Source organism: Paraglaciecola sp. 25GB23A, assembly GCF_040012495.1.
Classification (GTDB): domain Bacteria; phylum Pseudomonadota; class Gammaproteobacteria; order Enterobacterales; family Alteromonadaceae; genus Paraglaciecola.
The window spans coordinates 52,304-67,191 of sequence record NZ_JBDYKM010000005.1; the positions used below are offsets into that span (position 1 = coordinate 52,304).

16 protein-coding genes are annotated in these 14,888 nt (G+C 41.5%); 4 read left to right on the top strand and 12 right to left on the bottom strand.

Features of this window, described 5'->3' with window-relative positions; translation table 11 throughout:
• Positions 1–126 precede the first annotated feature (126 nt).
• On the bottom strand, positions 127–2,292 hold the full coding sequence (gene pdsS / locus ABKW31_RS10605) for a proteobacterial dedicated sortase system histidine kinase (RefSeq protein WP_348616322.1): 2,166 nt from the start codon (positions 2,290–2,292) through the stop codon (positions 127–129).
• An 18-nt stretch (positions 2,293–2,310) separates the two neighbouring features.
• Positions 2,311–3,000, bottom strand: coding sequence for a proteobacterial dedicated sortase system response regulator (gene pdsR / locus ABKW31_RS10610; protein WP_348616323.1), 690 nt, complete (start codon positions 2,998–3,000; stop codon positions 2,311–2,313).
• Positions 3,001–3,239: 239 nt separating this feature from the next.
• On the opposite strand from pdsR, the gene pdsO reads away from it, so the two are divergent.
• From pdsO to ABKW31_RS10630, 4 genes are all read left to right on the top strand, one after another.
• A complete protein-coding gene (gene pdsO, locus ABKW31_RS10615) occupies positions 3,240–3,956 on the top strand; it encodes a sortase-associated OmpA-like protein PdsO (protein WP_348616324.1) in 717 nt (238 codons plus the stop codon).
• Between the two features lie 38 nt (positions 3,957–3,994).
• Positions 3,995–6,148 (top strand): marine proteobacterial sortase target protein, encoded by a 2,154-nt coding sequence (locus ABKW31_RS10620; RefSeq protein ID WP_348616325.1) that lies wholly within the window; start codon positions 3,995–3,997, stop codon positions 6,146–6,148.
• Positions 6,109–6,729 carry a class GN sortase gene (locus ABKW31_RS10625; protein WP_348616326.1) on the top strand — a complete coding sequence of 207 codons (621 nt, stop codon included), beginning with the start codon at positions 6,109–6,111 and terminating at the stop codon, positions 6,727–6,729. The genes ABKW31_RS10620 and ABKW31_RS10625 overlap by 40 nt, the downstream gene beginning before the upstream one ends.
• A gap of 253 nt (positions 6,730–6,982) precedes the next feature.
• Entirely contained in the window at positions 6,983–7,348 is a 366-nt protein-coding gene (locus ABKW31_RS10630) for a hypothetical protein (protein WP_348616327.1), read from the top strand.
• Positions 7,349–7,473: 125 nt separating this feature from the next.
• Here ABKW31_RS10630 and ABKW31_RS10635 read toward each other — a convergent pair whose 3' ends face one another.
• From ABKW31_RS10635 to sufC, 10 genes are all read right to left on the bottom strand, one after another.
• On the bottom strand, positions 7,474–8,256 hold the full coding sequence (locus tag ABKW31_RS10635; protein WP_348616328.1) for a ferredoxin--NADP reductase: 783 nt from the start codon (positions 8,254–8,256) through the stop codon (positions 7,474–7,476).
• A gap of 19 nt (positions 8,257–8,275) precedes the next feature.
• Complete coding sequence (gene lipA, locus ABKW31_RS10640; protein WP_348616329.1) at positions 8,276–9,247, bottom strand: lipoyl synthase; 972 nt, start codon at positions 9,245–9,247, stop codon at positions 8,276–8,278.
• A gap of 114 nt (positions 9,248–9,361) precedes the next feature.
• The gene (locus tag ABKW31_RS10645) at positions 9,362–9,604 is read right to left on the bottom strand and encodes a BolA/IbaG family iron-sulfur metabolism protein (RefSeq protein WP_348616330.1); all 243 of its coding nucleotides are present in this window, start codon (positions 9,602–9,604) and stop codon (positions 9,362–9,364) included.
• Between the two features lie 53 nt (positions 9,605–9,657).
• Entirely contained in the window at positions 9,658–10,020 is a 363-nt protein-coding gene (gene grxD / locus ABKW31_RS10650) for a Grx4 family monothiol glutaredoxin (protein WP_348616331.1), read from the bottom strand.
• 43 nt (positions 10,021–10,063) lie between these two features.
• Positions 10,064–10,522 (bottom strand): SufE family protein, encoded by a 459-nt coding sequence (locus ABKW31_RS10655; protein WP_348616332.1) that lies wholly within the window; start codon positions 10,520–10,522, stop codon positions 10,064–10,066.
• Complete coding sequence (gene sufT, locus ABKW31_RS10660) at positions 10,522–11,046, bottom strand: putative Fe-S cluster assembly protein SufT (protein WP_348616333.1); 525 nt, start codon at positions 11,044–11,046, stop codon at positions 10,522–10,524. The genes ABKW31_RS10655 and sufT overlap by 1 nt, the downstream gene beginning before the upstream one ends.
• A 29-nt stretch (positions 11,047–11,075) precedes the next feature.
• Complete coding sequence (locus ABKW31_RS10665) at positions 11,076–11,432, bottom strand: iron-sulfur cluster assembly accessory protein (protein WP_348616334.1); 357 nt, start codon at positions 11,430–11,432, stop codon at positions 11,076–11,078.
• Positions 11,433–11,465: 33 nt separating this feature from the next.
• Positions 11,466–12,713: a cysteine desulfurase gene (locus tag ABKW31_RS10670; RefSeq protein WP_348616335.1), complete on the bottom strand. Its 1,248-nt coding sequence runs from the start codon at positions 12,711–12,713 to the stop codon at positions 11,466–11,468.
• 2 nt (positions 12,714–12,715) lie between these two features.
• Positions 12,716–14,038: a Fe-S cluster assembly protein SufD gene (gene sufD / locus ABKW31_RS10675; RefSeq protein ID WP_348616336.1), complete on the bottom strand. Its 1,323-nt coding sequence runs from the start codon at positions 14,036–14,038 to the stop codon at positions 12,716–12,718.
• 2 nt (positions 14,039–14,040) lie between these two features.
• Positions 14,041–14,814 (bottom strand): Fe-S cluster assembly ATPase SufC, encoded by a 774-nt coding sequence (gene sufC / locus ABKW31_RS10680; RefSeq protein WP_348616337.1) that lies wholly within the window; start codon positions 14,812–14,814, stop codon positions 14,041–14,043.
• Between the last annotated feature and the right edge of the window lie 74 nt (positions 14,815–14,888).

Genomic DNA, 14,888 nt, shown 5'->3' on the forward strand with positions numbered 1-14,888 from the left:
CTGAGTCGCAGGATAGAATCAAAACCCCATGGCAGGTATTTGTAGCAGGCGCATTAATGAAATATCGGTATAGGTGGTTATTGGTGGAACTAGATCTAAGTTCGGAAAACGATACAACTGTCGTTGTTATTGCGTTCGAAAATTAACACTCACCACCACCCCATCATTTTCTTCGCGGTTTTTAATCGTAACGTCGCCATAGTGATAATTAGCAATCATTTTAGCAATATATAAACCGAGTCCAAGATGGGCTTGCTCGCTGTTCTGATTTTTACGGATTGATACCATCGAATCAAAAAGTTGGTGCTGCATTTTTTCAGGCAGTGCGGGGCCTAGATTGCTGATGCACAACTCAATTGTTTTATCAGTGTGGCGTAATGTTACGGTAATAACTGGCTTTTTTTCACTAAAATCAACCGCATTGGCAATAATTTTATCGAGCATTTGGGCGAATAATTCCGGTGCACCCTTAAGGATGGCTTTGTTGTTTAGTTTGCGGTCAAGTTCCAGCACAAATTTGCATTGGGGATAAGCCCCCTGATAGCCTTGCACACAACCTTGCAACACCTCTTGCACATCAAAGGCTTCCCGCTCACTACTTTGTATGGCTTGCTCTAAGCGTGTTGCCTCACTCATATTGGTGAGTATCTTACTCAATCGAGTAATTCCCTCTTTGGCTCGAGTCACATATTGTTGGCTCTCATCATTTAACGCCTCAGTACTTAAATTGTCTAACGATGAGTTAACTATGGCCACGGGTGTGCGTAATTCATGACTTAATCGTGAGGCCATATTTTCTAAATAGGTATTATATTGGCCTAATTTTACCAATACATTATTGAAGGTACGGGATAAGTCACCTATTTCGTCATTCGCTGTTGAAGGTTGAATCTGGCCGACAATTTTGCCGTGACTATCAATTGCCTCTTCAGTCTCATCTCTGAGCTTACGGATACGCCAAGAAATACGCGAAGCCAATAAAAACAAGGCTAAGGTTCCGATCACAATGACCGCTAAAAAATAATGGAACTGTTGCTCTAACGCTTTATTTCGCAGTGTTCTTATGCCATTAGTGGTTTGCTCAACCACCACTGCCCCCATGACTTTTTTATCGATATAAATAGGATGAGCAGCCGATAATATCACCGCTTTACTATCTGAACTTAAGCGCCAAAGCGTGCTAGGTGTGCCCGCTAATGCTTGACTAATATCTTGCCCTTTTAGGGCATAGGCATCTTGTAGATCGTCGACAAAATCAGAGGGTGGTTTAGTTAAAATTTGATAATAAAGTGGTAGCAACCACTCACTCTCAACATAATTCCACCAAGTTTTAGTCTTAGACTCGTCGCTGTTACTTTGCACACCACTCGAACGCTGAATTTGCCCCGAACGCGCCAATACCCGCATATGTTTATCTACTACCCACACGCGGGCATTAGAATATTGCAAGCCCTTGAGAATATTTTCAATTTCTGGCGAAGGGACCAAAACCGTGCCTAAAGAATCTAACTGCGAGGTATTAGCGGTGCCAATAGTATATTCAACCTTGCGGCTGTCAGAGTCATCAACATCAACAATAGCGAAGGCAATTTTACTCGACATCATACTAAGTGGAAATCTTAATTCAATCACGTAACCTTCAGTTGTATTGCGCCATTGTCCCTGAATACGGGTTTCTAGTTTATCTGGCAGTAATGATTCTGTTGCGTTTTTTAGTAAGTAAGCATTTACCCACCCAGGTTTAAAGGGTGCAACGATGTAGCGCTGAAATTCACCATTTTCATCTGTCATGGCTATTTGTAAGTGATCGTTGCGGTCAATGCGTAAACTATTACTTGGACGCATTACGACATGATCATCCCACACCTTGAACATTGCATAGAGATAACGATCGTATTGCCCGACCATATGGGTAAAACGCAGGCTTTGCGGATCATAATCTTGCACCTGATCAATCACATACGGACTGCCATAATTAAGCATAAGGTGTTGGTAATCTTGCCAATCATCTAACTCACCATCGAGTTGTATGGGATAAGCAATTTTGTAGGCATACAGATCTTTACCCGGTTCCACGTCGCTCAAATAAGCCGATTGGGCATCGAATAAGGCCGGTCTCTCATGCAATGCGGTTGCCACGGCTCTGGCCGTGCCAACCATAGTTTGTTCTTGACCAATGCGTAAATAGGTTTCTAGTTCCCATACGTACTGATAGCCCAACCAGGGAATGGCAAATAAAAATGAGGAGAAAAACACCAGTTTAAGGCGAATTCCGAAACGCAATTTAGTCATTCTTGCAACCATGCTTCATTAGTTTTTCCACCGATACCCCATACCGTAAACGGTTTCTACACAATCAAATTTGGCGTCAATGGCGATAAATTTTTTTCTAATACGTTTTATATGGGAGGTAATGGTGGTGTCATCTACCACCATTTTAGATTCATCCATTAATTGTTGACGACTTTTTACATGGCCAGAGTATTTTGCAATAGCGTGCAACATCCAAAATTCGGTCACGGTCAATTCGATAACTTGCTGTTGCCAGGTCACCGTCATGCGTTTGCTGTCCATACACAATTCGCCACATTGCACTAAGTCTGTGAGAGCTTGCGGTTGATTAAGTAATTCTGTACGCCTGAATAACGCAGCGATACGAGCCAACAAATGTGGCAAACTAATGTCTTTTGTCAAGTAGTCATCTGCGCCCATACGCAAGCCGCAAATGGTGTCATAGTCATTATCTCTGGCGGTAAAGAAGATGATAGGTAAGGTTTTCGACATACTGCGCAATTGTTGACAAACTGCAAAACCGCCGTCGATCTCATCCTGTAGGCCAATATCAATAATGGCTAAATCAGGCAATCGCGCAGCAAAAGCTTGCTCTGCTAACTTACGATTAGCAAAAGCAATAACCTCATAACCCTGTTTACTCAGGGCGGCAACATAGTTTTCCCGAAGGGCTTGGTCATCTTCTACCAAAGCAATACGTTTTGACATGGATCCTCTCTGTTAAGGTTATTTGCCAAAGCCGCCTTTAAATGATTCATTTAAAGATGAATTGGCAAAAAGCACTATATCGTAAAAAGTTTACTTTGTTACTAGTGCATGGCCGATCAAAGACAAAAGCCATTTTTTCGCCACAATTGCCCACCACATTGCCATTTTGTTTCCCTTAAACAGCCATGTAAATACGTTTTACTAATGAGGAATTAAAACAAACCTAAAGGGCAACCAATATGAAAAATATCTTTGTAAAATCAAGTGCCGCAATGGCGATCAGTTTACTGCTAGCTAGTCATGCCTTAGCTTCCTCTACTAGTGAAGAAAAAAATAATGAGTTAGTTGGGCTAGGTTCCGGAGTATTAGTAGGCACAGCAATAGCGGGACCATTAGGCGGCATGATTGCCGGAATTTTCGGTCTGATGATTGCGGATGATGTCAATTCAGATAAAAAATTAGCTGCCACCAGCGCCTTAGTCAGTCAAAAACAACAGGAATTGTTGGTCATGCAACAACGCTATGCTGAAGCTGATGTCAAAGCAAACATTCTGCTGGCTACCTTGGATAAGACCTTAGAGCAAAATACTCCCGAGATTAGCACTAATATTCAATTTAAAACCGCGTCGTCACAACTTGAACAACATTACAGAAGTGAATTGGATTTGCTCGCTGCCACCTTACGATACAACGCCAAATTGACGGTAAAACTATCTGGTTTTGCAGATCAACGCGGTGATTCAGACTATAACCAAGCACTCTCCGAACAACGCGCCTTAGCAGTGAAGGACTACTTACTTGGTCAAGGTGTAGCAGAAAGCCAGTTACTCACCCAATCGTATGGCGAATCACAATTGGTCAGTACTGGTAAAGAAGTGGAGGACAACTTTTTTGATCGCAGGGTAAGTCTTCAAGTGTCAGACAAAGTCGGTTCGATGACTGCGGCCAATCCCTAAACACCATTTGTCAATCCACTAATCAAAAGAGGTATCTCATGGCGCCAGTCATTAAACTTGCCAGTATTTTACTTGTTGTTCTGGCGCTCGGGGCACTGCAAATTGCAGTGCCATCACTTAATCCAGCACAAACACAAACGGATCAGCCCACTCAAGCAAAGCAAGCGTTTATCGAACTACCGGCCAATACTGGTAGTTGGCAAGTCGCCAATTATCAAGAGGCTGAACGTGGCAGCTTGTTTTTTAAAGCAAATCAGGATGAAGGACTCAGTTTAAGTCCCAGTTTAAGCACAAAAGCGACGATTAATGTCAGCGGTGTAGTGGCACGCACCCAGTTACAACAAACCTTTCATAACAATAGCGACCAATGGGTTAACGGCTTATATGTTTTTCCCTTACCCGAAAATGCTGCCCTTGACCATCTGCAAATACAAATTGGCGAACGCATTATTGAGGGCCAAATTAAAGAGAAGCAAGAGGCTAAACAGCTGTTTGAGCAAGCCAAAAAAGACGGTAAAAAAGCCAGTTTAATTGTACAACAACGTCCTAATTTATTTAGCAATTCAATAGCCAATATTGGTCCAAACGAAACCATCGTTGTTAGCATTGAATACCAACAAACCCTAGCCTATGAAAATAACGCTTTTCAATTGCGTCTGCCATTGACCATCACCCCGCGGTATACACCAAGTTCATCTGAGCAAGTTGCTAACAAGCAAAAAGCACATATGCCCGCTAGCTACCAAGCACCAGCTACCTTGGAGGAAGACATTAGTATAGAGGTTAAGTTGCACGTAGGCCTTACCCTTAATAGCATCACCAGTGACTTTCATACCATTAAAAGCCAAAAAGTGGCTGAGGGCGAATACAGAGTTAAACTAGCAGAGCCAAACATTGCCAATCAAGATTTTGTATTACGCTGGCAACCCCAATTAAGTCAACTACCACAAGTTGCGCATTTTCAACAGAATGTAAATGGTAATCAGTATGGCTTGATAATGATTTATCCCCCGCTGAGTGAAACAGAAAAAACAAATGACGTACTTACTGTGACGCGAGAAGTCATTTTTGTACTCGATACCTCAGGTTCAATGTCCGGCACCTCCCTTGAACAAGCGAAGCAAGCTTTGCTACTGGCACTAAGTGACCTCAGTCCAGTAGATCGTTTTAATGTGATTGAATTTAATAGTTATGCACAAAACCTGTGGACTGAGTCCAAACAAGCTGATTTAGCGGCGATTACTGAAGCTAGGAATTTCATTGTTAACTTAAGTGCCAATGGCGGCACGGAAATAGCTAGTGCGCTAAATTTAGCGTTTGAGCAAACAAGCACTGAACCAGAGCGCCTTAGACAAATTGTATTTATTACCGATGGCAGTGTTGGAAACGAAGAGGCTCTAATGCAACTCATCACTGAAAAGTTGCAAGACTCTCGTTTATTCACGGTCGGCATTGGTAGTGCCCCAAATAGTTATTTTATGACTGAAGCGGCGCTGATGGGCAGAGGTACCTATACCTATATAGGCTCCATTGAACAGGTTAAAAACCAAATGTTAGGTTTGTTGAATAAATTGGCTCACCCCGCCTTAACCGATATTCAACTGCAATCAAACGACAGCAACATAAAGGCCCAAACCGCTATCGAACTTTACCCTAAGGTGATTACTGATCTCTATCTTGGTGAGCCTCTAATCCTGAGTTATCGCCAAAACCTTGCAGCGACAAATGAAGAAGCCAACTTAAGTATTCTGGCCCGTTACGCTAACGCGGTTTGGCATCAACCGCTATCACTAGGTGCTACACGTCAACAATCTGGTCTTAATGTATTGTGGGCAAGACAAAAAATAGCCCAACTGAGTCGGGACCAACGTTCAGCTATGTTGGATAACCCAAGCAATGAACAACTAGAAAAATTTAAACAAGACATCACGCAAACGGCCTTAGAACACCATCTGGTAAGTCAATACACCAGCTTAGTCGCTATCGATTTAACGCCGACTAAACCCGCTGATTTGATGGCAGCAAACAGCCAGGTTGCGAATCGCATTCCCAAAGGCAGCACAGCCAGTTCACCATTAGCTCAATTGCCACAAACGGCTACAACAGCTGAGTTAAATTTACTAATCGGACTACTATTATTAGGAGGTGCATTGTGCATGCGTATTATCCCCCGAAAAACCACAAGCAACTAAAAGGTTTGCGTGCAATCAAACCCCAATATTGGATGCTACTTCTCATAGTTTTGGGAGCCTATCAATGTGGTACAGGACTGTGGATTTTTGCTAAAGCAAATCTAGCGCAATATTTTATTGCCCAGGCTTGGCAAGCAACACTGGCAGACAAGCAGCAGCACCGCCCTTGGTCTTGGGCAGATACCTATCCAGTGGTAGAACTTTCGATTAAAAAAGATACATGGTATGTATTGGCTGATGCAAACGGACGTAATCTGGCTTTTGGGCCTACACATTTGAGCACAACCCCAATACCGGGAGAAAAAGGTAATAGTGTTATTGTAGGGCATCGAGACACTCAATTTAATAGCCTCAAAGCCCTCAAAAATGGCGATATTATTGTAGTAAAAAATATCTATGGAATAAGCCAATATCAGGTAAGTGATTTGCGAATTGTCCAGGCCAGCCAGCTTAGTATGTGGCAATGGGATAATACTGATGAAGCAAACCAATCAACCTTAACCCTAATCACTTGTTATCCATTTGACAGTATTAAACCTAATCCAACTCAACGGTTTGTGGTAACTGCAGTGAAAATTTGAAGGTTAAAGTTGACTTTACTGTCTTTAATTTGCGACAAATCGCTACATACTAGAGGTGGCTGGGACTGAATAGATATAAATTAGCTATGTTTATCATAATGTTAAAAAATTGGAACGATTTAAGCATTGTTACTTCAGTTTCGCATTTTACCTCTTTTTTTGCGCGATATTGGTGATAATAAACTCCATCATCGATAAAAATTCGCATACACTATAAGAGCGTAAACCATCAATAATACAATAAGGGACCACCATGCAAATTACTAAAAACAAAATCGCAGTATTACTTTTAGCTGCTCTTCTTGGCACCTCGGCTTGCACAGAATCTCAAAAAGAATCTGCTGAAGAAACCAAACAAGAAGCCTTAGTAGAATTAGAACAGGCTAAGGACAAAACCGCAGAGATGGCTGAAGACGTGAGCGACGAGGCTGATGACATGTACGAAGACGCCAAAGAGTCAGCATCTGAAACGTATGACGAAGCCAAAGACAAAGCGGCAGATATGGTTGATGCAAGTAAAGAAAAAGCAGCAGAACTAAAAGACAGTGCCGCTGAAAAATTAAAAGCAGCTTGTATTGCTACCAAGAAAAAAACCGGTGGAGATCCAGAAGATTGCTAATAAATTGGCTAGTCGCGATTATGCGACAGATTTATTGACTGGAAAAAAGGCGGCCTAGCTGCCTTTTTTTTGTTTAATCACCTTGTAAATAAAGCGACTTTTCAATGCTATTAGTCTCAAGCTTTCTATTTTTCTACAAATGCTCTCTCAACCACATAGTCTCCTTGCACCCCTTTTTTAGGGCTTTCTTTAAAGCCTAATTGGTCGATAATTGCACAAGTCTCTTTTAACATGGAGGGGCTACCACATAACATCACTCGATCACATTCCGGATCAAGTTCGGCTAGCCCAATGTCCAAATGTAACTTTCCTGTTTTGATTAAATCTGTAATTCGGCCCTGGTTTTTATATGGCTCTCGAGTAACACTCGGATAGTAAATTAGCTGTTCAGTGATCATTTCGCCAAGATATTCATGATTAGGCAGGTCTGTGGTAAGTATTTTGTTGTACGACAATTCATTGATAAACCTAACACCATGGAACAAAACAATTTTTTCAAAACGTGCATAGGTTTCAGGATCTTTGATAATACTTAAAAAGGGGGCTAATCCGGTGCCGGTGCCGATTAAAAGTAAATTTCGCCCATCGCGTAAATCGTCAATAATGAGTGTCCCCGTTGGTTTGCTACCTATAATAAGTTCATCACCAATAGCTAAGTGTTGTAACTTGGATGTAAAAGCACCACCTTCAACTTTAATACTTAAAAACTCCAAATGGTCTTCATGGTTTGCACTGACGATACTATAGGCTCGCAAGATTGGCCTATGTTCGTCTTGCGCTAAACCAATAATGATATATTCCCCATTTCTAAAGCGAAGGCCTTGACTTCGAGTCGTTTTAAAAGAAAAAAGCGTATCATTCCAATGGACAACATCGATGACTTTTTCGGAACTAAACTTTTTTTGCATGATTTCTCCTCTAGGCTGATTATTTTATCTCTTGACCAGCGGCTTGCAAGTCAGCATGGTAGCTTGAACGCACCAAAGGGCCACTTGCAGCATGGGTAAAGCCAAGCTCTTTTGCGATGACACCCAGTTGCTCAAACTCGGCTGGAGTAACATAGCGTTTCACGGCCAAATGATGTTTACTCGGTTGTAAATACTGCCCTAAAGTGAGCATCTCTACATTATGTGCACGCAAGTCTTGTAATACCTCAGTAATTTCCGCAATAGTTTCGCCAAGACCCAACATCAGACCAGATTTGGTGGCCACCTGTGGATGGATCATTTTGAAGCGTCGTAACAATTCTAATGAATGCTTATAATTAGCTCCGGGGCGAACTTCACGATACATATGTGGAGCCGTCTCTAGGTTATGATTGAACACATCGGGCGGTGCCGTACTTAAAATTTCGAGTGCTTTGTCCATCCGCCCTTTGAAGTCAGGAACCAAAATTTCTATTTTTATATTGGGTACTTCCATCCGAATTGCATTAATGCAGTCGGCAAAGTGTTGAGCACCGCCGTCACGAAGATCATCTCTGTCGACTGATGTAATCACCACATACTTTAGTTTCATATCGCGTATTGTTGCTGCCAGTTTCTGTGGTTCTTCCGCATTAACTGGCAAGGGTCTGCCATGGGCCACATCACAAAATGGACAGCGGCGCGTACAAATAGCGCCAAGGATCATAAAAGTAGCGGTTCCGTGGTTAAAGCATTCGTTTAAATTAGGGCATGAAGCTTCTTCGCAAACTGAGCTTAAATTATGTTTACGCATAGCTTGTTTAATTTGTTCAATCTTAGCCGTATCTCTTGGCAGTTTTATTTTTAACCAGTTAGGCTTTTTTAATGTAGTTTCTTTTACGCTAGTGATTACTTTGACTGGGATAAAAGCTAATTTATCCGCATTACGCAGCTTTTCGCCAGCAACATATTTTGATTGTTTTATAGTAGTCATGATATTGGTGAATCCTCTTCATACCCAAGGCAGTGCTATCAAGTTTTGGCCACCTTGATCGCCCCAAGGAATAACCTGCAAATATGTTATATTGACCAATTGAGACGTCCTTGATTATGATGCCGTGGGTAGCATAGTTTCTAGGCTGTCAATGGCGTGCACTGGGGCGCTAGCTCCAAGCATCAGAGGCGCTATAGCACCGAGCACCAATTTGTGTTTAGCTAAGGTGTTTTTGCCAGCAAATTCTTGCGTTGTTACAATAAGGCCAAAATGCCCTGCCCCCCTATTTTTAACCGTGACCTGTGCGTCAGAAATTTTTTCTCTAATAATGTCTTGAATTTGCTCATTAATATTCACGTGATTAGTCCTTTTGGGAGGTATGCGATTGATGTCATAATTTACGTCTGAGACTATGGTTTGGTGGGCATGGCATCCGCTTTAACCTTGCTTGATTTAGCATTTTTCACTGCGGCTGAGATAATTCTTTTTAATTCTCCATTTTGATTCAGTTCACTAACAATATCACCACCCCCGATCAACTCACCATTTGCCCACACTTGAGGGAAACTTGGCCAATCGCCATAGATGGGCAATGCCGCGCGAATCTCTGGCTTAGCCAAGATATCAACGGAAGAAAAATTTTCACCGCAAGCGGTTAAGGCTTTTACTGCAATAGCTGAGAAGCCACATCGAGGGTGTTCTGGTGTACCTTTCATAAAAAGGACCACAGCATTACTGTTGATATATTCTTCAATTTCATTCATGACACTCATACATTACTCCTAGTAAATTATTGATTATTAACTGAAATACTCTTCAACTATAATGCTTTGCGAGATATAAGATTTTTTTAACCATGGCACGTAAACCATTACCACGCATCGAACTTAAATGGCTGAATAAATCAATCTCGATAAAGAATGCTTCGATATTAAAATCAGTCACTTGCTGAGGTGTTCTTTTATTAAATGCACTCAGAACAATACCAGCTAATCCTTTAACGATTTGGGCCTCACTGTCGACAGCCATCAACAGCATATTGTTTAGTTCATCGTATTCACATACTAACCACACTTGGCTTTGACAGCCGACGATAAGATTTTTGTCAGTTCTAAATGATACAGGTAGGCTAGGAAGCTCTTTACCAAGGTCGATTATATAACGGTAGCGATCTTCCCAGTCATCGAAGAAACATAGGGTGTCTTTGATGTCTGTAGACTGAATTTCACTGCCAAAAGGGCTGCCTGAGAGGCGGGTAATAAACTGTTTACTCATCAAAATAAGCCCATCTCTAATTGCGCCTCTTCCGTCATCATCTCTCGGCTCCAAGGTGGATCAAGCACTAGCTCGACCTTTACCCTATCGACATTAGGCACTAGGCCCACTTTATATTTAACATCTTCCACCAGTACCGGCCCCATACCACAACCGGGAGCCGTCAAAGTCATTGAAATCAAGACACTATTACCTTCGATTTTACAGTGATAAATCAAACCTAAATCGACAATATTGACTGGCATTTCTGGATCATAAACAGCAGATATCGCCTTCCATACATTGCTTTCAATCACCGTCTTATCACCTGAGTCATCAAACTCTAAAACGATGGGTTCAAATCCAAGTGCATCAGCATCAGTACCATCGACTCGTGCCATATTGCCGTTAACAAGAACGGTATACGCCCCACCTAATGATTGAGTTAGGGTGACAAAGGTATCTTTTTTAATGGTGATAGAAATTCCATCTGGCACTAATAGTGCGGGGCAATCTTTATTCACAACAATTATTTGTTTTTGCATAATATTCTTCAGTTTATTGAGTTAAATCATCAGACTGAAAAGCTTTCTCCGCAACCGCATTCAGCTGAGCTATTTGGATTAATAAACTTGATGACTTTGTTTAACCCTTCAGTAACACAATCAATTTCAGTCCCATTGACATAAGGTAAGGCTTCTTGAGTGACATAAAGCTTAAACTGCTGATCATTGATAACCACTAAATCATCTTCACTGCTGGGTTTGTCTATAAAATCCAACATATATTTAAAACCATTACAGCCACTTTTTTTCACCGAGAAACACAGCCCAGCGGCCTGTTTATTTCGGATTTCTTTAGACAGGTAAATTCGCGCACTGTCACTCAAGGTCACCCTGGGTTTACTCGGTTTAAAAGTCATTACCGTCATAATAGAATTACCCTTTTTGTAATCATTTTTTGGTTATAAGAAAGTTTTAATTTTAGTTAAAGCATTAAATAACATTGCCACTTCTTCTTCAGTGTTATAAAGAGAAAACGATGCGCGAACTGTGCCTGTAATGCCAAGCTCATTCATTAAGGGCATCGTGCAATGATGACCAGTTCGTACGGCAATACCTTGTTGATTGAGCAGAGTACCTACATCGCTTGGATGGGCATCACCCATGAGGAAAGAGAAAATAGCCATCTTGTTTTTTGCCCTGCCATAAACTTGAATATCCCCCATACTCAGTACTAAGTCTTCGCAATAATTCATCAAACGTTGTTCATGTACTATGGCGCCTGCCCGATCAATACCAGCAAGGTAATCAATGGCTGCAGCAAGCCCTATAGCACCACCAATATTTGGTGTACCTGCTTCAAATTTAAAGGGTAATTCATTCCATGTTGCTTGTTGAAAAGTCACCGTTTTGATCATCTCTCCACCCGTTTGAGTTGGTGGCAGTTGCTCTAAACACCGCTCTTTACCGTATAACACTCCGATACCTGTTGGGCCAAATAACTTATGCCCTGAGAAGGCGTAATAATCACAGCCGAGTTGCTGAACATCGACAGGACAATGTGCAACCGCTTGTGCCCCGTCTATAACTGTAATCGCACCAACTTGCTGTGCAGATTGCACGATTTCCCTAATCTGATTAATGGTGCCGAGCGCATTGGATACATGTGTCATGGCAACAATGGCGGTTTTATTATTAAGTAGTGCTTTATAAATTGAAAAATTTAACTCACCTTGCTCATTTATCGGCACAACCACAATTTTTGCGCCGCTACGCTGAGCTGCCATTTGCCAAGGCACAATGTTGGCATGGTGCTCCATTGCCGAAATAATGATTTCATCACCCGGCTTTAAAAGACTTTGCGCTAATCCATTTGCGATTGTATTAATCGCTTCCGTTGTACCTTTTGTCCAAATTATTTCATGACCATGCTTGGCATTAATAAAAGCTTGCACCTTAGTTCTTGCTTGCTCGAAAAGCTCAGTGGCGTTATCACTTAAAGTGTGAGCACCTCGATGCACATTAGCGTTGTTATGACGATAAAATTGATTAATAGCATCAAGCACAATCTGCGGTTTTTGAGTAGTTGCCGCATTATCCAAGTAGACTAGAGCTTGGCCTTTAATTTTCTGCTCTAACAAGGGAAAGTCTTGACGGATTTTTGCAATATCAAAGGTATTGTGTTGTGCAACTGCCGGTAAAGAAGGCATGCTTAGTTTGCTCCTTCGTACTGTAATGAGGTAAATAAACTAGATAAACGCTGCGTAACAAAGTCCCGCACACTATTTTCGCCTAACTGATCGACCACTTCGGCGATAAAAGCCAAACTTAATAATCGTTTCGCTTCGCCCCTTGGAATGCCCCTAGATTGCAAATAAAAAAGCGACTCACTGTCAATTTGACCGACTGTGGCACCATGTGAGCATTTCACATCATCTGCATAAATTTCCAGTTCGGGTTTAGTATTAATAGTGGCAAGATCTGACAGTAAAAGATTTTTATTGCTCAGCTCGGCCAAGGTTTTTTGAGCGTTTGGATGAATATGAATACGGCCATTGAACACCGCATTTGCTTGGTTATCGACTAAACCTCGAAAGACCTCATTGCTGCTGCAATTTGGCGCAATATGTTCCGTGCACGTATGAGTATCAATAGTTTGCTGGTGGCGGGCGCAGAAAGTACCACGAATATCTGTACGCCCATACTCCCCTTGTAAAGACACAGTAATATCATTACGTTTGAGTTTAGAGGCCAAGCTAATTTGATGTTGTTGATAAATGCTACTGCGGCCTTGTTTTACCCGATGGCTGCATAGGCTAGTCACACTCTCATCAAGTTGAATTCGATTATGAATTAAATGTGCCTTGTCATTAACAAAACATTCAATCACCGTATTAACCATTCCTGCGTGTTTTAGGGGAGCATCTTCATGTTCAATTAATGTCGCTTTGCTACCTCTTTCAGCAATAATTAATAAGCGCATCATGTTCGCTTTTGGTCGTTCACCTATTGTCAGATTGACAATGTAAAAGGGCTTATCAACTATGCAATCCTGAGGGATATGGATCAGTAAACCGTCTTCAAGTTGCGCGCTGTTTAGACTAGAAAAATAGTCATTATAATAGTTATGACTGGTATCTAAGTGAGCGACAATAAGTGCTTGCTGAGCAGGATTAGCCTCTGAGAACAAAACACTATAGGGCGTGCTATTAATATGTGATAACTTACTGACAAATACGCCATTAACAAAAACTAAGCGATAGCCATCTAGGCCGCTTATTAAAGACTGCGCAAGTAATTTATCAATATCATCTGCACTTTTTGCATGGAGCTCTCTTACACTTTGGGCCTCAAGTTGCTCATTCACTAATAATTTTTCAAGCTTTAAGTATTTCCAATCTTCCGTTTTTTGAGTCGGTAATTTAAGCCCCTTTAAACGTGACCTTGCCGCATCACGAACACTTTTTAACCACGGATTTTTATGAGCTTGGTGACCGTGAGTAAAATCAGTCGTTATTGATGTTAGATTATTCATGATTAAACCTTAAGTGGACTTGCTGATTGCTCAGTGCCACTATCTAACCATCCGTAGCCTTTTTCCTCTAATTCTAAGGCCAGTTCACTTCCGCCAGATTTAACAATCTGTCCGTCAGCCAATACATGCACAAAATCAGGTTGCACGTAATCTAACAAGCGTTGGTAATGCGTGATTAAGATAAAGGAACGCTCGGGGCTACGTAAGGCATTGATACCATCTGCAACCACTTTGAGTGCATCGATATCTAGGCCTGAGTCGGTCTCATCAAGCAGGCATAATTTTGGCTCTAACATCAGCATCTGCATAATTTCGTTACGCTTTTTCTCACCACCTGAAAAGCCTTCATTAACCCCGCGCTTCAGAAAGTCAGTATTTAAATCAACTAGAGCGCATTTTTCACGAGCCAGTTTCATAAACTCAACAGCACTTAGAAGCGGTTTATTTTGATAAGTATGCAGACACTCGAGTGACGTTTTTAAAAATTCAAGGTTACTCACCCCGGGGATTTCAACCGGATATTGAAAGGCAAGAAAAATACCTTCACGAGCACGGTCTTCAGGCTCAAGGCTTAATAAATCTTTGCCTGCAAATATAATCCTACCATCGGTCGCTGCATATTTATCACGACCAGCTAGTACATTGGATAAGGTGCTCTTACCGCTGCCGTTCGGTCCCATAATGGCGTGAACTTCACCTGGTTTAACCTCAATATTTAAGCCTTTAAGGATTTCTTTGCCATAAACTTTCGCTGTTAAATTTGTAATTTTTAGCATCTGGTACCTTTTATATATTCTAGAAAAGTCTTAATCAGCGTATTGCCAACACTAATATCTGTAGTTTGAATTTG